A 20,453-nucleotide genomic window follows, 5' to 3' on the forward strand; every position below is an offset into this window, starting at 1 on the left:
TCGATTGTTGTTACTTTTGTTATAAAAGCGAATTGACTTCGCAAATATTGTTTGGGTTTGATACCAAGTATCAAACCGCCCTACACATATTTGGTTTGTCGAAACAATGTTCAGTTTTCAAAGGTCTACCATGTCAAGAGATAACTACCTCGTGACAACTATATTAGAATAACATATCTAACGTTTAGTCGTCAAGAACTAATTTATCTTTTCTTTCAACGCACAACGCTCTGTGCTGTCGTGACAACGTTTATAAATATACCAACAATTGACCAATGGGTCAAGCGTTTTTTGCATAAAGTTTGAAAAAATCGATAAATAACCACTTTTTCTTAATATGACCATCCCTCGAAAATCAAAACGGACACTGGTTAGCTAGGCCCAGTGTCCGTTTCTTCAATTAATGATCATTGTATCTTGATATCGACGCCTGATGTGTTCTAGCCGTTAACTGGCTTAAGAAGTCATCTAACAAGGTCATCATCGTAGTTTCATCCTTAGCATTTGTGACCGCAACCTTGGTCCGGGCTGCATGGGGAATTCCCTTCAAGTAATAAGCCACCTGATTGCAGAAATCCCGAGGCCCCTCTTGTGAACCACGGGCCATACATAATTCGTGAAGATGTGTCTTGGCCAACCCAATCTTATCCGCTGGTGTTGGTTCCGGCAGTAACTCCCGTGTCTCCAGGTAATGATTGACCCGTTGTAGTATCCAGGGATTTCCCATCACCGCACGACCAATCATCACCGCATCTGCCCCGACCTCATGAATCATCTTCCAGGCATCCTCTGGTGTCCGCACATCACCGTTTCCCATAAAAGGCACCGTTAATCGTTCTGCAACCCGATGGAGGACCTCCCAATCAGCATGTCCTTGATACATCTGTTTACGAGTCCGACCGTGCATAGCGATCGCCGAAGCCCCCGCAGATTCCGCCGCCAGGGCATTCTCCACGGCATACAGATGACGGTCATCCCATCCCGTCCGCATCTTCACTGTGACCGGCTTGTCTACCGCAGCGACCACCGCCGCCACCATATGATGCACCTTATCGGGATCGAGCAACCACTTCGCTCCGGCCTCCGTATTGACGACCTTATTCACTGGACACCCCATATTGATGTCAATAATGTCCGCGGCTGTCTGTTGATCGACATACTGAGCTGCCTGAACCAGCGTTTCTTCCGTTCCCCCGAATATCTGGATACTCATGGGATGTTCATTGGCAGACACAGCCATCATCTTCAACGTCCGCTCATTCTGATAGTGGATTCCCTGACCTGAAATCATCTCACACGTAACCAGCCCGGCGCCAAACGACTTACAGATCTGGCGAAAGGCCACGTTAGTTACACCAGCCATTGGCGCAACGACCACCTGATTGGCAATCTCAACGTCTCCTATGTTCCAAGTCATCTCGTGAACCTCCTACTTCTCTTGCGCGTGGGCGAGAATCTCTCTGAGGTCGTCTTCTGAATAGGTATACTTCGTGCCACAGAAATGACAAACGGCTTCCGCACCATGGTCCTCATCAATCATCTCTTGTAAGGCTTCTGGTTGAATTGACGCCAGAGAAGCTGCAAACCGATCCTTCGAGCAATCACACTTAAAGCCGACGGGCATCTTCTGCAAAATCTTCACCGTTTCATCTTTGAATAGCAAGTTCAAAATATCTTCTGGTGTTTGACCTGCTAATAGAAGTTCCGAGACCATTGGCATTTCCTTGATACGTTTCTCCAGCCGAGCAATGGCCTCGTCGGAAGCACCGGGCATCACTTGAATCATGAACCCACCGGCCACTTTGACTGTATTGTTGGGTTGAACAAAGACCGAAACACCAACGGCACTCGGAATTTGCTCCGACTTAGCCAAATAGTAGGTAAAGTCCTCCCCTAATTCACCAGATACCAGTGGTACCTGCCCTGTATAGGGTTGCCCCAGTCCCTGGTCCTTCGTCACCGTTAACATGCCTTGGACCCCAACGGCCTTGCGCACATCAATCTTATGCTTTTCATTCAACGGCAAACTGATGTGAGGGTACTGGAGATAACCCTTCACCGTGCCATTGGCATTCCCGTCAACCACAATAGCGCCGACTGGTCCGTGACCATTGACTTTAACCGTTAACTTTTCATCCCCCTTTAAGAGCGACGTCGACAGTAACATCGTGCCAATCAGTGTCCGACCTAATGCTGCAGTTGCCGATGACCAGGTGTCATGTCGTTGTTGGGCTTCTGCGACAGTTTGCGTTGCGTCCACCACGTAGGCTCGAAACATGCCATTATCAATCAAACTTTTAATTAAATAATCTGCCATTCTTAACGTCCTTTCATCTCCGCGCATGCTTCACGCACGCTCCGCGGGACCTTTTTCCATGCCCTACCTTACCAGAAACTGAGCCGTTTGCAAACAGAACCGACAAAAAAGGGCCGAGACCAACGTCTCAGACCCTTTCCTAACGCAATGACTATTCAGAATGGTCGGTATCATCTGGATCATCCGGTGCAGCGGAACTTGCCGGTGCTGCCTCAGAGGCATCACTCGACGCACTCGAAGCCAACTTAGCTTCCGTAGAAGCTTGACGTTCAGCCTCGCGTCGTTCTAATTCGCGCTTGGATTCTTCAAAAGTTGCCGCCTTTTCACTTGGAAATTCGGCGTCGCTGTCCTTATCTGGCATCTTCCCTGTATTAAATAAACTGAGAATTTGCTTTTCGTCCAGCGTCTCGTATTTCAGTAAAGCATCTGCAATAATCTTGTGTTCGATCTTGTGTTCTTCCAGAATCTTCCGGGCAGTCTCATGGGCTTCCCCGATGATCCGACGAACTTCACTATCAATTAAGTTAGCGGTATGTTCTGAGTAACTTGGTTGGTTGTAGTAACCAGCACCTGCGAATGGTTGGCCGCCGGCACTTTCCAATGCAACGGTCCCCACAGCATCACTCATCCCATATTGGGTAACCATGGAACGTGCAATTTGCGTTGCCTGCTCGAAATCGTTGGAAGCACCAGACGATTCGGAGTGGAAGATTAACTCTTCAGCAGTCCGACCACCCATTAATCCAGCAATCTGTTCCATAGCATCCTTCTTGGACATCAGCATCTGGTCCTCACGTGGCAACATGATGGCGTAACCGCCCGCACGACCTCGTGGCACAATGGTAACCTTGTGCACAACCCGAGCATCATTTAGGACTAACCCAACGATGGTATGGCCGGCCTCATGGTAAGCCACGGTCTTCCGTTCTTCCGGACTGATGACCCGATCCTTCTTAGCTGGCCCGGCGATAACCCGGTCTTCAGCTTCATCTAAGTCAGAAGCGTCGACTCGCGTCTTGTTTCGTCTTGCCGCCAACAAAGCAGCTTCGTTCAAGAGGTTTTCCAAGTCGGCCCCAACGAATCCAGGGGTTTGCTTGGCAATTTCCTTCAAATCAACATCGTTAGCCAAAGGCTTATTCTTGGCGTGGACCTTTAAGATAGCTTCACGACCCTTGACGTCTGGACGGCCAACCAGAATCTTCCGGTCAAACCGGCCTGGACGTAGCAAGGCAGGATCCAAGACGTCGGAACGGTTGGTAGCGGCCATCACGATGACGCCTTCGCTTCCAGTAAACCCGTCCATTTCAACCAGTAATTGGTTCAACGTTTGTTCCCGTTCATCGTGGCCACCACCCATGCCGGCACCACGTTGACGACCAACCGCATCAATTTCATCAATGAAGATGATAGAAGGTGCGGCCTTCTTGGCCTGTTCAAACAGATCCCGGACACGACTGGCCCCGACACCAACGAACATTTCCACGAAATCCGAACCGGAAATCGAGAAGAATGGTACCGCAGCTTCACCAGCAACGGCCTTGGCTAGCAACGTCTTACCAGTACCAGGAGGACCCTCCAGTAACACACCAGATGGAATCCGGGCACCTAACGCCACGAATTTACGTGGATTCTTCAAGAACTCGACAACTTCGACCAGTTCTTGCTTTTCTTCCTCCTCACCAGCAACGTCGGCAAAGCGAACCTTGTTCTCTTTGCTGTCGGCTGGTTTGGCCTTACTCTTCCCAAAGTTCATGACACGGCCATTGCCGCCGCCTTGGCCGGCTTGACCCATCATCATGTAGAAGAAGAAGAAAAAGATGACTAGTGGTGCAGCGTACACCAGCAAGTTAATCCAGAAGCCACTCGACTCTTCTGCTTTGGTATTGACTTTTACATTGTGGTTCTTGGCAACTTTATCAATCTCTGAAACCGTCGAGTTATTTGTCAAGACTTGGGTGCTAAAACCAGTCACAGCTGTGCTCTGCGAGCCGCCGAGACTGAAACCGGTATTGGTCGTCCGCTTTTGCGCGTTACGATATTCCCCGGTAATCTTATAAACTCCCCCTGAAGGTTGAATGGAGAATTTCTTGATCTTATTTGCGTTCAAGTCCTTAACGAATTGACTCGATTGGATTTCTTGGGATTGTGAGCTGCTGTTATTACCATTGAATAGGTAAACAACACCGATGATCAACAAGAAGATCACAATGTAAAACAGACTATTTCTGAACAGTCCATTTCGTCGATTATTCATGTCGTGCCTCCTTACCCACAGTTCCCAGCATAACGAATAGGAACAAATTTTAGAGCTTATGCCCCTTTAACTAAATAAGATGTTATCACAATTGACTATCGTTGACTAATTATTTATCTGAATAGACGGATGGCTTTAAAACACCGACATACGGAAGGTTGCGATACTTTTCTTCATAGTCCAAACCATAACCCACGACGAATTCACTCGGCACGTTGAACCCAACGTAATCTGCCTTGGCTTCAACGACCCGGCCGCTTGGTTTGTCCATTAAGGTACAAACGCGAATTGAGTTCGCCTTTCGGTCCTTCAGAAGATCTTCCAGGTACTTTAACGTCCGTCCAGTATCAATGATATCTTCGACTAGGATGATATCACGTCCGGCAACGTCCGTGTCCAAGTCCTTCAATAAACGAATGGTCCCGGAAGAAGCGGTACCACCGTTATAGCTGGAGACGTCGATGAAATCAATCGTGGCGTAAATGTCCATATCCCGAATCACATCGGTCATAAACAAAATTGCCCCCTTTAAAACACAGATAATCAAGGGCGTCTTATCTCGGTAATCCTCCTCAAGCTGCGTCCCTAAACGTCTGCAGGCTGCGGCAATGTCTTCCTCACTGTAAAGGACTCTTTCGATATCGTTATTCATGCTGTTCCCCTTTCGCCTATTCATGTTTGATGACTACGTGGTAATGATTGGCCTGTGGTTGTGCGGCAAGAACCGCCCACTTCACCCCAATGACTGTCAAAACCTCATCTTCTGCGGTTACCAAGACTCGCTGGCGATCACGCTGATCGCGGGGAACCTTGGCATTGATGAGGAGCCGACGCACCGACTGATGATGACCATCAGCCAGTCGGAGCTGGTCAGATGACCGCCACGGACGCACCCTTAAAGGTAACTGATCTGCTCGTAGCGCCACCTGATCGGCTGCAGCTATTTTTTGTTCAGCAGTCACCGTGAAGCAACCGATCTGCCAGCCATCACCCACCGGTTGCCATTGGTTCAATACTACCATAAATCGCTGGTCTTCCTGCGAATTTTCACGCTTTTTTTTAACCTGAGTAAACTGAAATTGTTGATAGCGTTTGCTGAATCGCCAACCCGCACCAAATTCTACGCTACCCGTGGGATGTTGTGGATTCGCCAACAGCTGTAAACACTGGTCTAGCATGGTAGCATTCGTCGTCACCATGGGGGAGGCTCGCTTCAAGAGTCGTGCCAGTAAGAGTCGCTGGTCGGCCGACGAAAAACTTAGCAAGCGTGAAACTTCTCCCGTCAGTGGCTTAGTCTGAGTGATAATCGTCGCCAATTGGCGATCCAAAATGTGATCCGTCACCTGGAGCGTCGCCGATAACTGGCCTGCATACGCAATCAGGTGGCGATCAATCTGAGGATTTTCCCGCCGCAGTAAAGGCATAATCTCGTGGCGAACGCGGTTACGACTCGCCTCTAATTCTTGATTCGTAATGTCCTCGTACCAGGGAATGTTTTGCTCACGGGCATAAGCCTTAAGTTCCGACTTGCGGAATGGCAGGAGTGGATGAATCACCGCACCACCGTGAAACGGCCGCTGAGGAGCCATCCCCGTTAGTTGGTCTAACTGTCCGCCACGAATAAGCTTCAATAGAATTGTTTCAGCCTGTTCATCAGCCTGGTGAGCCGTTGCCACCCAATCTGCAGACTGGGCCGTCAGTTGATCCCCGAAGAAGGCATAGCGAAATTCCCGGGCTGCCGCTTCCGTGCCGTGATCTGGATGCTGGTCAACTGTCCAATCTGCCACCGTCACCGGAATTTGGCGTGCCGCACACCATTTTTTTAAGAAGGCTTCTTCCGTACGGCTCTGTTCACGAAGGTGATGATTGACGTGAACCACGGACAATTGAGGCCGTTCATTGGCTGGCAACCGCATGAACAGGGTCAATAACACCATCGAGTCCACGCCAGTCGACACTGCAATCAGGCCATGTTGTTTGGGATCGGCCCATCCCCATCGCTGACAGTTCTGTCGAAATCTCATTTCTAACGTCACATATGTCACCCCTTTGATCCTTTGTTCCAGGTTAACAAAAAAGGCCGCAACGAGTGCGGTCCTCAATGTTTACAGATTAGCTACGACGGCCGCCACGGCCACCACGCTTACCTTCTGTGTTACGTTTGATAGTTGCCAGACGATCCTCGCTTTGCTTGAGGAAGCCTGACATCAAGTCGTCAAAACTTTCTTCATGGTTTTCCGAGTGATGTCCTGAGAAACGGCCATTTGCTGACCCTCTGTGGGGACGAGAACCATTATTCTCGAATCGCCGACCATGACTGTGATTTTCACCACCGTGAGGGGCACCGCCACCGCGACGTGCGTGATCATTGTGTTCGTTGTGATCACGATGCGTGTTATGACTACGATGTTCCTGCTCGCCAGCTGGACGGTCAACAGCCTTTCGAATCGAAAGACCAATCTTCCCATCATCACCAACGGTCAGAACCTTTACCGTCACTTCATCACCGACCGATAAGACGTCATGAATATCTTTGACGTACCCATCTGAAATTTCACTAATGTGGACCAACCCGGTCTTGTGGTCGCCTAAATCAACAAATGCACCAAAGTTCGTAATTCCAGAGACCTTTCCGGAAACTTTAGCTCCAACCTCGATTGCCATAAACAAGAAGTTCCTCCTTAAAATAAGTGTTTTCAGTATAACACAATTCCCCCCACTCCCACACGTCAAACACTAAAAAGAACCCTGAAGTAACGATCTTTTTTCGCTTAGAAAAAGGGGTCACTTAACTAGCCTAAGACCCAACGTGACCTATTCTACACAAAAGCCGTCAGTTCTTAACAAACCGACGGCCCTTCATTATCATTTTACTTGGCGGTCACGTCACTGGCATGATCTCCAGGAAGACTGTAAATTGTTTCACCAGACTTAGAGTAGTAATACTTCGACCGAATCAGCCGTCCCAGATAATCCTGGTTGTTCAGCTGCTTTATCTGACCCTGAAGGTCCCGATTTTCGGCCTTTGTGGTTTTCAGCTTGCTTTTGCTCGTGCTCACCTCTTGGCGAACCTGATGCAGGCTGGCATTGGTTCGTACCAGCTGAATCCCAAGAAAAATGGCAAATACAGCAAAAAAAGCGAGAATTCGAGTGGCACGACGCATCCGCCGCTTGCCCAACCATTGTGTGTGCTTATTGGAAGCCTGCTGGTGGTCCAACCGGCGCGTATAGTCGTTTTCTAACCGTTCAATTTTTGCCGGTTTCGGTTTTACATCAGCCAATTCCACTCACTCCTCAGTTTCACCACTTGATTTAACTTGAGTATAGCAAGTTTCGAATTGCCCGTCTAGAGCGTTGGGCATAATGTAAAACATTCGTCATATTTAACCGAAATTACTTCCGAAAATCCTGTGCGTAGTCCTCACTGACGATAGTATACATGCGTTCGGCATCATCCTTCTTCGTCGTTTCCAACAACTCATTAACTTTGACCGTTAATGTTTTGTTACCGAACTTAATAACCAACTCATCATTTGTGGCCACGTCGGTCGATGACTTAGCCACCTTACCGTTAATTTCAATTCGACCCTTGTCCGCAATTTCCTTGGCTACGGAACGCCGTTTGATAATCCGTGAAACTTTCAAATATTTATCTAATCGCATAATTAATTTCCTCCGTGTCGCTTCAGTTGTTGCCATAATCTTAACATACTCTTGGCGCGCGGGATGGCTAACCACTCTCGAATACTCAGAAGGCGCCACCACATGGCCAATCCTATAAAGAGACCCACGCCAACCGGAATGCCAATCAATAGGCCGCCACCAGCCGCCAAGCGTCCCGTTCCAATCGCAGGCCACCACCATTCTAGAATGGTCATCGCGAGTCGCACGCCTAAGACCATGATCGCCGTAATCCCAGCTAGTTTGGGGAGAAAAGCACCGCGCCAAATGCCAGCACGCAGGTCCCTATCTGACCCCCACCAAACGATCCCGAACATGATGAGTAGACTGATGACTGTGAGCCAACTGGCCCCAATGGCTCCCAGCTCACGAACAAACCACCCGTTGCCGGCGATCTTAACCGCCAAGCCGATTAACAAGGCCACCACCGTGAGACGATACTGATCTTGGCTTTGAAGGACGCTGTTATAAGTTTGAATCAAGGTTGCCAAGACAATACTTAGCATGTATACGGCCAGCATGGTTGAGCCCTGCGTGTCGCCAAACAACAGGCGATTAATCCAAGGCATCAGCCCCATAAGACCGGCCGTAGCTGCCACGGCAATCATCATCGCAATTCGCATCATGGTCGTCGTCAACCGTTTAAAGGTCTGTGGATGTTCCCGCCGGTGCGTTGCGGTCAACGCAGGTAACAGGGATGTGGCAAAGGCCACTGCCACGACCAACCCCAGCTGGACCAGCGGCTGGGCCCGATCATAGACCCCCTTCAGCGACTTAGCAGCATCAGCACGCATACCGCCAGAGACGAGGCCTTTCATCACCGTGAAAGAATCCACCAGCTGTAAAAGCACGAGCATGGCTGTCAAAAGACACAGTGTTCCCCCCTCGACCAGCAGACGCCGACCAATATGGGGAACTGAACGTCGTGATGCGACACCACGTTGTCGCCACGTCGGCAGAATTAACCAAGCAGCTAATGCAGCAAAGGTCCCGCCGCTTAGAGCCCACGCTCCCATGGTATACACCGACCACTGCTGATGCGTGGCCCAAGCTGCTGCCGTCAGGATCACCACAACCCGAACAAGTTGTTCAACGACTTGAGACCGCGCCGTGGGTAGCATTTGAAAGCGTCCCTGGTGATAACCGCGATTAACAGAGAGCGCCGGCATGAAAAGAAACATCCCGGCCACGACTCGGATCAAGGGCGCCAGTTGTGGATCACCCATTCCCCGGGCCAACGCCGAGGCCGCCAAGATCAAAAAGCCAAAGATACCAAGCGCAATCCCCCAGAGCCAACGTTCGACCTGACGTGCTACCTGTTGTTGACTTGCCAAATCTGGCGCCTCCGCCACCAATTTAGAAATAAAAACCGGTAACCCACTCAACGCAAAGGTCATACCGATCCCGTAAATCGGATAGACCTGCTGATAGACATAAAATCCCGTATTACCCACCATGTTTTGGAAGGGGACCCGGTACACCGCACTCAAAAGCTTCGCGATGAATGCTGAAATTGAGAGAATGAGGGCCCCCTGCATGGCTGTATTCACATTGCGGTTACCCATCGCTACCTCCTCAGTCGTCCGTCGCCTTGGCCTTATCGGCAGCCGGCTTTGTGGTCTTTAGGACAATGTCCCGTAAGGCCGCCATAAACTGTTGTACTTGTGGCAACCAATCCGTCACTGTCATCTGCGGTTGAATAACCAACTTTATGTGGAGCCGATCATCGTTTACAGCGACAGTTGCCTTAAGTTTAGTGGCCGAAAGCGCCTTGAAGACGTCTTCGCCACCTAAAATATTGGTTCCACGTTTAGAGATCGTCACGAAGACATCCCCATTGACTCGCCGGATCTTATCGACCAGTGCGAGATCCGCAGCTAATTTCAATTGACCAATGGTCAGAAGTTGACTAACTGCCATTGGGTAATCCCCAAATCGGTCGATCAGATCAGCCTGAATCTCGCTAACCTCATCATCATTCTCTAACTGACGAATTCGCTTGTACATTTCAATCTTCTGCTGTTCGTCCGCAATGTAATCGCTTGGCAGGTAAGCTTCAACACCCAATTCGACAGTGGTATCCGTCTTTGGCTGCGACTTCTTTCCCCGCTTCTTAGCCACAGCATCGCTGAGCATTTGCGTATAAAGATCATAACCCACGGAATTAATGAACCCATGTTGCTGTTTACCTAACAGGTTCCCAGCACCTCGAATAGAAAGATCCCGCATGGCGATCTTGAACCCAGAACCCAACTCGGTAAAGTCCTTGATCGCTTCCAACCGTTTTTCACTGACCTCAGTCAGCACCTTATTCGGTTGGTATGTGAAATAGGCATAAGCAACCCGATTACTCCGACCAATTCGTCCTCGCAATTGATACAGCTGGGATAAGCCCATGCGGTCCGCATTTTCGACGAACAACGTGTTGGCATTAGGAATGTCGATCCCGGTTTCAATGATGGTTGTCGTAACTAAAACATCGTAGTCCCCTCGCAAAAAGTCAAAGAGCACACCTTCGAGTTGGGCTTCCGTCATCTTCCCGTGAATATACCCCACCTGGGCCTCGGGAACCAACGCTTGAATCTGACTGACCGTCTTCTCGATATCTTCCACCCGATTGTGCAGATAGAAAACCTGACCGCCCCGTTGCATCTCCCGGCGAATCCCATCTTGAATAGCTCCCGCATTCTGTTCCATCACGTAGGTCTGAATTGGAAAACGGTTAGCCGGTGGCGTTTCAATCACCGACAAATCCCGTACCCCCAACATCGACATGTGCAACGTCCGAGGAATCGGGGTCGCCGTCAACGTCAGAACATCGACATTGGCCTTCAATTGTTTGAGGCGTTCCTTATGTTTGACGCCAAAACGTTGTTCCTCATCGACTAGAACCAAGCCAAGATTCTTAAACTTAACGTCCTGTGAAAGCAACCGATGTGTGCCGACCACAATGTCGAGTTGCCCGGTTTCCAGGTCGTCGATTGACTGGCGTATTTGCTTAGCCGTTCGGAACCGCGAGAACATTTCGACATTAATCGGATATCCCTCAAATCGATTCATCATGGTGTCATAGTGTTGCTGCGCCAAAATAGTCGTTGGCACCAGAAAGGCCACTTGTTTCCCCGCTTCAACCGCTTTAAATGCCGCACGTAAGGCAACCTCAGTTTTCCCGTAACCAACATCCCCAACTAAAAGCCGGTCCATTGGTCGGGCCTTCTCCATATCGTGTTTAACTTCCTCAATCGTCCGTAATTGGTCGGGCGTCTCAGCGTACGGAAAGTCATTTTCAAAATCGTGTTGTAGGCTATCATCCTTAGGGAAAGCAAACCCTTTTTCGGCGGCGCGCTTCGCGTAAAGATCCACCAATTCGTCGGCAATATCTTCGATCTTGGCGGCAACTTTACTCTTGGTCTTGGCCCATTCGGACCCGCCGAGCTTATTAATCCGGGGTTTTTTATCCTCAGATGACACATACTTCTGAATCAGGTTTAACTGGGTGACTGGAATAAATAACTGGGCGTTGTCCTGGTAATCGATGGTCATGTAGTCCTGATGGACCCCGTCAACCGTCAATGTCTGCATCCCGATAAACTTCCCAATCCCGTGATTGACGTGCACAACGTAATCTCCAGGTTTCAAGTCGGTATAGCTTTTCAGTCGCTCGGCATTAGCCATTGTCTGCCGTCGCGCGCGCTTCTTCGTGACCTTCTGAAACATTTCAGCTTCCGTGATCACAACGAGGGACGCTTCTGGTAATTCAAATCCAGTCCGTAAGCGTTCTGGTACTAACTGTGTCAAGCCACCCTGTAGATTGTCAGCTTTGGTTAGCACCGATTGAATTTCAAAATCATCTAAGGTCTGTTCAATCTTAGCAAGACGTTCTTCGTCTTGAACCAACAGAACGATCGTCTGTTTCTGCTTGCGCCACCGATCAATCTCCGTCTTCATAACAGGGAGCTGTCCAAAGAATTGTTGCATGGACCGGGTAGTGATATTCGTCACTGCCTGAAACCGCAGACTCCCCATTCCCTTCTGAAATAAGGCCAACATGACTTGTGCATGACCATCGTTCTTAACGATGGGCCGCAGCTCTCCACCAAAGACCTGTTGCGAGAAGATCTGGTGATGAGTCAATTTATCCGTGGCCCAATTTGCCTCGTCTTCCAGTAACTGGCGTTCAGCATCCTGAAGCCGCGAATAATCCCCGAACAACGCCAACCCATTATCCGGTAAGTAATCCAGCAGTTGGTGATGTTCCGGGAACAAATAGTCCGCAAATTCCATGAGTTGGGGATCAACCGATCCCTTACGTAGCCCATCGATCAGTGGTTTCACTTGATTGGTCAATGTTTCAGTGGCATCTTCATCTAGCTTGGCAACTTGGCTGTCGAGTTCAGCAGTCAACCGATCGGCACCCGCTGTCCGCTCATCTGCTGTCAAAATAAAGTCTGTTGCTGGTAAAATTTCGACAGCATCGACATTTTCAATACTCCGTTGCGTAGCAGGATCAAAGTACCGCAAGGAATCAATCTCAGTGTCAAAGAAATCCAGCCGCACAGGATAATCAGCAGCTAACGGGTAAATATCAACAATAGATCCTCGCACGGCGAAATCTCCGGGACCGGCAACCAATTTCTGATGGGCATAGCCCATCGCAAACAAACGTTGTTGCAGGTCATCGAGATCAAACTCACCGCCAACCTTGACGCTAAAACGTGCAGCAGAAAAATTAGTTGGCGCCGGCAAAAACCGACGTAATCCCGAAAGCGACGTCACAATCACGACGGGTCGGTCACTCTGTAGTGCCCGCAAAGCATCAATCCGATCAGACCGGTATTCTGGTGAACTCGTGGCGACTTCAGCAGCCAGAAGTTCTTCGACAGGAAATTCATAGAGCTCATCGTCTCGTAAAAGATTAGCGAGATCTTCAACCAGTTGTCCCGCGTGATACAGGGTATCCGTCACGTAAACAATCGACCGTTGCTGCTCGTGTAATAGACTTGCAATGAACAGTGTTTCCGCCGAACCATTGAGTCCGGTCACGAGTTGGCGTTGTCCGCGCCCAAGAGTCTGCCGCACCGTTGCATATTGCGTTGTCTGCGTCATAAATGCTTCTAAATTCACGGCTAACGTCCTCTTCCTAATTGTATTGATTCATTAACTGAGTAAATTCGGCCCCTCCGACCCAGTCATCCAACGCAGCTACCGCTTGATCGGTTGCCTGATTAAAGAGTGGGGCTTGTTCCGTGGTGAATTTACCTAAGACATAATCCACTACAGAATGTTGTTGCGGATGAGCAATACCCACCCGTAGGCGCTTAAACTTCTCGCTAGACACGTGGGCAATGATACTCTTAATGCCATTATGTCCCCCGGCTGAGCCGTGGTCTCTGAGACGAATACGACCGACCGGCAGATCCATGTCATCTTGAATGACAAAAAGGTCTTCTAGGTCAATCTTAAAATAGGCCATCAATGGGTGAACGGCCCGTCCAGATTCGTTCATGAAAGTTGTCGGCTTAACCACGAGAACCTTTTCGCCGTTAACCATGCCACTGCCGAAGCGGGCATCGAATTTCCGAGTTGTGAGCGTGATCTGGTGTTCTTTGGCAAAAGCGTCCGCCACCATGAAGCCGGTGTTGTGCCGTGTTCCCGTGTATTGCGGACCAATGTTTCCTAATCCAACGATCATTTTCATTTTAAATAATTACTCCCTTATAATGAGACGCTAATTTAGTGGTTAGTGACGTCCGCCGTTTTCAGTCATCTGACAGGTATCTTAAACTTCCGCAGGTGAAACAAAATGGCTGGACGGGATCCGGATCCCCGTTCAGCTGGCTCAGTCAATTTCACAAATCTAATCAACGCTCTAGAGTATAGCATAGTCCCAACACCACTGCACTGATCCGGCCCACAAGCATTGCAATGGTGGCGTTTTCAAGCTAAAAAGTTCACAAATTTAGGGCCGTCACGTAGTCGCTACCTGGTGAACATGGTATACTAAGCACTGGGTATTACTGCGTACCTTGATGTCTAAATTTTATTAGGAGATGAAGGATTTGACTACTAAAAACCATCAAAAAGTCGTTCTCGTTGGTGACGGTGCCGTTGGATCATCATATGCTTATGCAATGATGAACCAAGGTTTAGCTGAAGAATTTGTAATTGTGGATGTTATTAAGGACCGTACTGAAGGAGACGCCTTAGACCTTGAAGATGCTCAAGTCTTCACGGCACCTAAGAAAGTCTATTCCGGTGACTACTCCGACTGTGGTGATGCCGACGTCGTTGTGATCACTGCCGGTGCCCCACAAAAGCCTGGTGAAACCCGTTTGGACCTGGTCAACAAGAACTTGAAGATCTTGTCTTCAATTGTTAAGCCAGTCGTTGATTCTGGCTTCGATGGCATCTTCGTGGTTGCTGCTAACCCAGTTGACATCCTAACTTACGCAACTTGGAAGTTCTCAGGATTCCCTAAGGAAAAGGTTATTGGTTCCGGGACTTCTTTGGACACGTCTCGTTTACGCGTTGCTTTGGCTAAGAAGTTCAATGTTGATCCACGGAACGTGGACGCCTACATCATGGGTGAACATGGTGACTCCGAATTCGCCGCATACGACGAAGCTACGATCGGCACGAAGCCTTTGAAGGCCCTTGCTAAAGAACAAGGCATCACTGATGATGACTTGGCTAAGATCGAAGACGACACACGGAACAAGGCCTACGAAATCATCAACAAGAAGGGTGCCACCTTCTACGGTGTTGCAACCTGCTTGATGCGGATCACGAAGGCTATCTTACGTGACGAAAACGCCATCTTACCTATCGGCGCTGCCTTAGACGGCGAATATGGGTTGAATGACATCTTTATCGGTACCCCAGCTATCATCAATGGTAGTGGCTTAGCCGGTGTGATCGAAGTTCCCCTTTCCGATCGTGAAAAAGACTTAATGGCTAAATCTGCTGCAACCTTAAAGCAGGTTACGAAGGACGGCTTAGCTGCCCTGAAATAGGCAAATGACTGTTTAAAATTAGACCGTTACTCCCTCTGGAGTGGCGGTTTTTTGTCGTGTAAGTTACCTGGCCAATAGTTAAACTTGTTAGCCCCAGTGACGGTTAACTATATTCGCAGTCAATTATTTTTTCTGTAAGCGCTAACAATTGAGCAACGACATTGTTATTTAAGGTTGTTTGAAGTAAGCTGGAGTTATGCTATTCTGTGAGCGAAAGGACGACGACTTTCCTGTCACTGACTTATTTAGGAGGTCACACTAATGAAAACAAAGAAAGCCTTCGGCATCGGGCTCGTGACCGCAATCGTCGCGGTCGGAGCCCTGTATGTTGGGCGAGTTTACCACTATGCCAACGCACAAGTCTTCTTCAAAGATACCCAAATTGCCGGCGTTAATGTGGGGGGTAACACTGCCGCCCAAGCCGCCGCAAAACTGAAGTCGGCCTTCAAAGATCAACAACTGACGTTAAAGGATGGTCACAAGACTGTGACCACATTTAGTACCCAGTCTGTCGAACTTAAGGTTACCTCACAACATGCGCTACGCAAGCTGATCACGAAGCAAAATGCCTGGGCTTGGCCGATTCACATCACCACCGCCACGGCCGATACCATCAAGTTAAACGCTAGTAATGCCAATGAACAGAGTGTTCGGACACTCGCTAACACCATTACAGCAAAGGCCAACAAGACACGGACAGCATCAACGGATGCATCGTTTACTTACCAAAACGGCTCCTACGTGGTTACCAAGCAAAAAAACGGTAACCAACTTGATGCGGCAAAAGTCGCCAAATCCATTACGAATGCGCTTGAAATTGGCGACAACACCGTCGACGTTTCCGGCGATTATCTGAAACCAGCTGTTAGCACAACTGATACCGGCTTCAAACAAGCCGAGTCCAAGGCTGAGTCGATTGCTAAGCAAGACTACACCTACAAGTTAAGCGGCCATACTATCGCGATTCCTAATCAAACGTTAGCTTCGTGGCTGACATTTAAAGATGGTAAACTGGGGACCGATAAGCATGCCATGAAAGCTTACCTGACAAAGCTCAGTAAGAAATACGGGACGATTTACAAGACGCGAAGTTTCAAATCCACAAAACGTGGTACTGTTTCGGTAGCTCCTGGACTATACGGTTGGAGCATCAAGGTTAAGAGTGAATTACCAAAACTCAGCGCCTTGGTTCTGGCTGGCAAAGGCATGTCGCGAACCCCTACGATTCAAGGGAGTGGCTACCACCACAGTGGGAAGGATATTGGCGATTCCTACGTCGAAGTTGACAAGGTAAATCAACACATGTGGGTCTACAAACACGGGAAACTCGTCGTCTCGACGGATGTCGTCACTGGTCTGCCTACTACGGCACATCACACCCCAAATGGTGTCTGGGTTATCTGGAGTAAGCAACGTAACACCACTCTCCGTGGGAAAAACGACAACGGTTCCAAGTACTCTTCCAAAGTGAAGTATTGGATGCCAATCGATGATACCGGCGTTGGGATTCACGATTCGCCATGGCAACCAACTTACGGCGGAACGTGGTACAAGGCACACGGGTCACATGGCTGTGTGAACACGCCACCTTCCAAGATTAAGTCCGTCTTCGATAACGTGAGTGTTGGCACCCCCGTCATCGTCTTCTAATGAAGTTTCTAATAAGTGGTTATGGGGTCGTTTCCGAGCCCGTAACCACTTTTTTATGGCGACAAATCAGCCGCTAACTTGTTTTCAGCAAGCCCGTCGCTTTACGCACTTTTCGGAAAATTAACTAAATTTGATCCCACTTAATTGGGAAACTATGTTATTATGGGAAGAGATTATTAGAAGTTTCTAATTTTAGGAGGTCATCAGCCATGCTGTTAAAATCCCTAGTGAAACCGAAGGAACGTTTAGTTACGGTTCGCGAGGATGTCACCCTGGAACAAGCCCTCAAGATCTTGGAAGACTCGGGCTACCGATGTGTTCCAATCTTGGATGAGACCGGGCAAATCTTCCGCGGAAATATTTATAAGATGCACATCTACCGTCACAAGTCTCGTGGCGGCGACATGCAGTTGCCGGTGACGTCATTACTTAAGAATGCTACTAAGTTTATCTCAGTAAACGCCGCTTTCTTCAACGTATTCTTCTCCATCAAGGACTTGCCATACATCGCAGTTCTCGATAACAAGAATGCCTTTTACGGTATTCTGACACATACGCGTCTGATGGACATGCTGTCCCAATCATGGAACGTTAACATCGGCAGTTATGTGCTGACAGTTGTCTCTGCTGGTGAACGTGGTGACTTAGCCGGAATGGCCAAAGTCATTACCAAATACACATCCATCGCCAGTGTTATCAGCTTGGACGCCCAAGAAGGCGAACTGGTTCACCGAACCATGTTCACGCTCCCAGCAGAAGTTAACGAAGAAAAGCTTGACCGAATTGTCAAAGCCTTGGAACGCAAAGAATTCCATGTCCCTGAAATTGAGGATTTACGTCACGAAGGTTAAGCGCGTCTGACAAAGGGAGGTTAGTCGTCACGTATTGCGGCTGACCTGGCTTTGGCAGTATTGCCTATTAGTATCAGATTTAAGCGGGGTCGATTGCCTTTGGGTACACGTTTCGACATTGTAAACACAAGGCTCTGCTCCAAAGGTCGTGACCCAGTCACGGCCTTTTCTGATCCTCAGGTCCCTGAAAAAAGCCAATCAAAAAAGGCCACGACAAAAATTGCCGTGGCCTTTTTTAAAGTCTCGCTATTAAGCTATGTAGTGGATCTTTTGGGTTTATTCTTTTTCTTACGTGACTTATCCACCAGGCCAATACTCGTCGCTAAAGCCGCATCGACTGCTGTCATTGTTTTAACATCCAGGTGGGTCACTTGATCCCTTAACCGTTGCTTATCAATCGTTCTAATTTGTTCAAGCAAAATGACGGAATCCCGCTCAATACCGGTTCGTTCCGCTGAGATACCCACGTGAGTCGGCATCTTCGGTTTCTCGATCCGTGCGGTGATTGCCGCCACGATTACGGTCGGACTGTAATGGTTCCCCACGTTGTTTTGGATAATTAACACGGGGCGCATGCCACCCTGCTCCGAACCAACGACTGGTGATAGGTCGGCGAAGAAAACGTCACCGCGTTTAACTTCAACACGGGCCATGGGCCGCCATCCCCTATCCTCATAAATTAATTATTGTTTAACTTGTTGCGCGTTACGAAAGGTTGTTAACCGCCGTTCAGCTTCCTCTTCACATGGTGTAAATGCTCGGACGAGATCCCGGTTAATCAAAGCCATTGCCTGGTAACCAACAATGAGTGCCAGCTTCCGAGCTGCCGCGGCAGGCATCGGAATCAATGCCTGTCGCCGAACCGTCTTGGAAATATGCAATCGGATCTGTGGACGTTTGATTTGCTGCGAACGGATCATGTTCACCCTCCTAGGTTTAACGTTCTTACCTCATACAGTTTACCACGAATCCCTTAACCTGGACACTATTAACCCACCCAAATTAGTGAATGTATCGACGTGGCAACCGACTGGTAAACCCACAAGCAATTTCATAATGAATCGTTCCACAATAGGTCGCCACGTCTTGCAACGTGATCTCTCGATCGCCATCTTTTCCGACCAACGTGACTTTCGTCCCCCGGGGACAATTGTGAGGCAGCCGCACCATTAACTGGTCCATGCAAACCCGTCCAATGATTTCACAAACCTGACCATCAACCAGGACATGAAAGCCTTGCAACCGACGTTCATAACCATCGGCATAGCCAATTGGCACAGTGCCGACCCATTCGGCCTCTGTAGCCGTGTAAGTGGCGCCATAGCTAACCGACTCGCCAGCTGCTAAACGCTTAGTATAAACCAATTCACTAGTCAGACTCAAAGCCGGTTGTAGATGGAAAGGTTCCTCAATGGCTGTTCCCGAAGGATTCAAGCCATAACCCGCTACACCATACCGTACGAGATTGTCGTTACAGGCTGCGTGCCACAGGCTCGTCGCAGAGTTCGACACATGAACGTAGCGTGGACGCCGAGGGAGGGCCTTCGTGAGTACCTGCCACTTAGCAAATTGTTGCTTGAAGTAAGTGTCATCAGGATCATCGGCAGTGGAAAAGTGGGTAAAGACCCCTTCAAACTCAAATGCCGTGGCGTGTGCCGTCAGATAATCGACAGCAGCTACCAAGTCCGGTGCATTACGGAAACCAATTCGCCCCATTCCGGTATCGAGTCCCAGGTGAACTCGGAGTGGCGCAGATGGGTCAGCTAAATTCAGATAAGATTCAGCCGCCGTCAGCCACTCCATCGTCGCTACCGTAGCCGAAATATGTTCCTTAGCCATCAGTGGCGCATCTGCCGGATTCGTAACACCTAGAATCAAAATTGGGTCGTTAAATCCAGCCGCCCGTAATTCTAAGGCCTCGTCTAAAATCGCCACACAAAAACCACGGGCCCCTGCGTCCTTGGCAGCCTGTGCGACCTGAATCGCACCATGACCGTAACCATTCGCCTTAACGACCATGAATAGATCACATCCCGGTGCCAAGCGCTCAACCTCCGCGTGAATATTTTGTCGCAACGCTTGTCGATCGATAATTAATTGTGTTGGTCGATGTTCCCCAATTGCCATGACACTTACCCTCTTTCTAAGATGACTTCCGTCATTACCACACTATCGGTATGCGAAATCGATACGTGAGCAATCCCCTCAAACGGTTGACGTGTGATAACTGGCTGACCCTGAGCATTATCGCGAATCTCAACGTCTTGAAAGCCCACAGCTGATCCGATCCCGGTACCCATGGCCTTGCTATAAGACTCCTTAGCTGACCACCGACCACCGATAAATTCTACGGCTCGTCGTTGACTGAGTTGGCGATAATCCGTCATTTCATTGGGCGTCAGAACCTTCTCTAGAAATTTTGGTTGCTTCGCCACGACTTTGGCGACACGATCCAAATCCGTAATATCAATACCGATCCCATAAATCATGACGTCACCACTCCTATCCGCTTTTTCAAGTCTACCAAATTGTCACACCACTGCTGGAATGTCTAGGTTATATTCTAGCACAGGGTAGACCGATTGACCCCCACAACTTGATCGGTTAAGGGAAAACGTAAACTAATTCAAAGAACTGTACAACACTCGGATCTCAAAAAGAGGGGACGTTGCAAGCGTCGCCCTCTT

At 49.0% G+C, this 20,453-nt stretch carries 18 protein-coding genes; 3 read left to right on the forward strand and 15 right to left on the reverse strand.

From position 1 onward, the window contains the following. Positions 1-400 precede the first annotated feature (400 nt). From dusB to pth, 11 genes are all read right to left on the reverse strand, one after another. Positions 401-1,417, reverse strand: coding sequence for a tRNA dihydrouridine synthase DusB (gene dusB / locus EKM71_RS07870; RefSeq protein ID WP_125574065.1), 1,017 nt, complete (start codon positions 1,415-1,417; stop codon positions 401-403). 12 nt (positions 1,418-1,429) lie between these two features. Continuing rightward, entirely contained in the window at positions 1,430-2,317 is an 888-nt protein-coding gene (gene hslO / locus EKM71_RS07875) for an Hsp33 family molecular chaperone HslO (RefSeq protein ID WP_125574066.1), read from the reverse strand. Between the two features lie 151 nt (positions 2,318-2,468). Beyond that, positions 2,469-4,571, reverse strand: a complete 2,103-nt coding sequence (gene ftsH / locus EKM71_RS07880) for an ATP-dependent zinc metalloprotease FtsH (RefSeq protein ID WP_125574067.1) — start codon at positions 4,569-4,571, stop codon at positions 2,469-2,471. Positions 4,572-4,680: 109 nt separating this feature from the next. Next, positions 4,681-5,223, reverse strand: coding sequence for a hypoxanthine phosphoribosyltransferase (gene hpt / locus EKM71_RS07885; protein WP_057878819.1), 543 nt, complete (start codon positions 5,221-5,223; stop codon positions 4,681-4,683). A 16-nt stretch (positions 5,224-5,239) separates the two neighbouring features. After that, positions 5,240-6,607: a tRNA lysidine(34) synthetase TilS gene (tilS, locus tag EKM71_RS07890; RefSeq protein ID WP_125574068.1), complete on the reverse strand. Its 1,368-nt coding sequence runs from the start codon at positions 6,605-6,607 to the stop codon at positions 5,240-5,242. Between the two features lie 76 nt (positions 6,608-6,683). After that, entirely contained in the window at positions 6,684-7,235 is a 552-nt protein-coding gene (locus EKM71_RS07895) for a S1 domain-containing RNA-binding protein (protein ID WP_125574069.1), read from the reverse strand. Positions 7,236-7,441: 206 nt separating this feature from the next. After that, positions 7,442-7,852 (reverse strand): FtsB family cell division protein, encoded by a 411-nt coding sequence (locus tag EKM71_RS07900; protein ID WP_125574070.1) that lies wholly within the window; start codon positions 7,850-7,852, stop codon positions 7,442-7,444. Between the two features lie 112 nt (positions 7,853-7,964). Further along, entirely contained in the window at positions 7,965-8,234 is a 270-nt protein-coding gene (locus tag EKM71_RS07905; protein WP_125574071.1) for an RNA-binding S4 domain-containing protein, read from the reverse strand. Positions 8,235-8,236: 2 nt separating this feature from the next. Continuing rightward, positions 8,237-9,817: a putative polysaccharide biosynthesis protein gene (locus EKM71_RS07910; RefSeq protein WP_125574072.1), complete on the reverse strand. Its 1,581-nt coding sequence runs from the start codon at positions 9,815-9,817 to the stop codon at positions 8,237-8,239. A gap of 10 nt (positions 9,818-9,827) precedes the next feature. After that, positions 9,828-13,376, reverse strand: a complete 3,549-nt coding sequence (gene mfd / locus EKM71_RS07915; RefSeq protein ID WP_125574073.1) for a transcription-repair coupling factor — start codon at positions 13,374-13,376, stop codon at positions 9,828-9,830. A 16-nt stretch (positions 13,377-13,392) separates the two neighbouring features. Continuing rightward, positions 13,393-13,950, reverse strand: coding sequence for an aminoacyl-tRNA hydrolase (gene pth / locus EKM71_RS07920; RefSeq protein WP_125574074.1), 558 nt, complete (start codon positions 13,948-13,950; stop codon positions 13,393-13,395). Between the two features lie 352 nt (positions 13,951-14,302). Between pth and EKM71_RS07925 the strand changes: the two genes are divergently transcribed. The 3 genes from EKM71_RS07925 to cbpA all read left to right on the forward strand — a co-directional run bounded on the left by EKM71_RS07925 (position 14,303) and on the right by cbpA (position 17,766). Next, entirely contained in the window at positions 14,303-15,265 is a 963-nt protein-coding gene (locus EKM71_RS07925; protein WP_125574075.1) for an L-lactate dehydrogenase, read from the forward strand. 261 nt (positions 15,266-15,526) lie between these two features. Next, positions 15,527-16,915 carry a L,D-transpeptidase family protein gene (locus EKM71_RS07930; protein ID WP_125574076.1) on the forward strand — a complete coding sequence of 463 codons (1,389 nt, stop codon included), beginning with the start codon at positions 15,527-15,529 and terminating at the stop codon, positions 16,913-16,915. Positions 16,916-17,124: 209 nt separating this feature from the next. Continuing rightward, positions 17,125-17,766 carry a cyclic di-AMP binding protein CbpA gene (gene cbpA / locus EKM71_RS07935; protein ID WP_057878828.1) on the forward strand — a complete coding sequence of 214 codons (642 nt, stop codon included), beginning with the start codon at positions 17,125-17,127 and terminating at the stop codon, positions 17,764-17,766. 254 nt (positions 17,767-18,020) lie between these two features. Here cbpA and EKM71_RS07940 read toward each other — a convergent pair whose 3' ends face one another. The 4 genes from EKM71_RS07940 to acpS form a co-directional block, all read right to left on the reverse strand. Continuing rightward, positions 18,021-18,419, reverse strand: coding sequence for a type II toxin-antitoxin system PemK/MazF family toxin (locus EKM71_RS07940; protein WP_125574077.1), 399 nt, complete (start codon positions 18,417-18,419; stop codon positions 18,021-18,023). 30 nt (positions 18,420-18,449) lie between these two features. Then, on the reverse strand, positions 18,450-18,686 hold the full coding sequence (locus tag EKM71_RS07945; RefSeq protein ID WP_125574078.1) for a hypothetical protein: 237 nt from the start codon (positions 18,684-18,686) through the stop codon (positions 18,450-18,452). 82 nt (positions 18,687-18,768) lie between these two features. After that, the gene (gene alr / locus EKM71_RS07950) at positions 18,769-19,893 is read right to left on the reverse strand and encodes an alanine racemase (RefSeq protein WP_125574079.1); all 1,125 of its coding nucleotides are present in this window, start codon (positions 19,891-19,893) and stop codon (positions 18,769-18,771) included. A 5-nt stretch (positions 19,894-19,898) separates the two neighbouring features. After that, a complete protein-coding gene (gene acpS / locus EKM71_RS07955; protein ID WP_125574080.1) occupies positions 19,899-20,255 on the reverse strand; it encodes a holo-ACP synthase in 357 nt (118 codons plus the stop codon). Positions 20,256-20,453: the final 198 nt, after the last annotated feature.

This window comes from Levilactobacillus huananensis, assembly GCF_003946145.1.
Lineage (GTDB): Bacteria > Bacillota > Bacilli > Lactobacillales > Lactobacillaceae > Levilactobacillus > Levilactobacillus huananensis.

Bases quoted from the DNA above. Each gene is read 5' to 3' on its own strand.
- dusB (WP_125574065.1), bottom strand. From the start codon at position 1,417: ATGACTTGGAACATAGGAGACGTTGAGATTGCCAATCAGGTGGTCGTT.
- hslO (WP_125574066.1), bottom strand. From the start codon at position 2,317: ATGGCAGATTATTTAATTAAAAGTTTGATTGATAATGGCATGTTTCGA.
- ftsH (WP_125574067.1), bottom strand. From the start codon at position 4,571: ATGAATAATCGACGAAATGGACTGTTCAGAAATAGTCTGTTTTACATT.
- hpt (WP_057878819.1), bottom strand. From the start codon at position 5,223: ATGAATAACGATATCGAAAGAGTCCTTTACAGTGAGGAAGACATTGCC.
- EKM71_RS07895 (WP_125574069.1), bottom strand. From the start codon at position 7,235: ATGGCAATCGAGGTTGGAGCTAAAGTTTCCGGAAAGGTCTCTGGAATT.
- EKM71_RS07905 (WP_125574071.1), bottom strand. From the start codon at position 8,234: ATGCGATTAGATAAATATTTGAAAGTTTCACGGATTATCAAACGGCGT.
- EKM71_RS07910 (WP_125574072.1), bottom strand. From the start codon at position 9,817: ATGGGTAACCGCAATGTGAATACAGCCATGCAGGGGGCCCTCATTCTC.
- pth (WP_125574074.1), bottom strand. From the start codon at position 13,950: ATGAAAATGATCGTTGGATTAGGAAACATTGGTCCGCAATACACGGGA.
- EKM71_RS07925 (WP_125574075.1), top strand. From the start codon at position 14,303: ATGAAGGATTTGACTACTAAAAACCATCAAAAAGTCGTTCTCGTTGGT.
- EKM71_RS07930 (WP_125574076.1), top strand. From the start codon at position 15,527: ATGAAAACAAAGAAAGCCTTCGGCATCGGGCTCGTGACCGCAATCGTC.
- cbpA (WP_057878828.1), top strand. From the start codon at position 17,125: ATGCTGTTAAAATCCCTAGTGAAACCGAAGGAACGTTTAGTTACGGTT.
- EKM71_RS07940 (WP_125574077.1), bottom strand. From the start codon at position 18,419: ATGGCCCGTGTTGAAGTTAAACGCGGTGACGTTTTCTTCGCCGACCTA.
- EKM71_RS07945 (WP_125574078.1), bottom strand. From the start codon at position 18,686: ATGATCCGTTCGCAGCAAATCAAACGTCCACAGATCCGATTGCATATT.
- alr (WP_125574079.1), bottom strand. From the start codon at position 19,893: ATGGCAATTGGGGAACATCGACCAACACAATTAATTATCGATCGACAA.
- acpS (WP_125574080.1), bottom strand. From the start codon at position 20,255: ATGATTTATGGGATCGGTATTGATATTACGGATTTGGATCGTGTCGCC.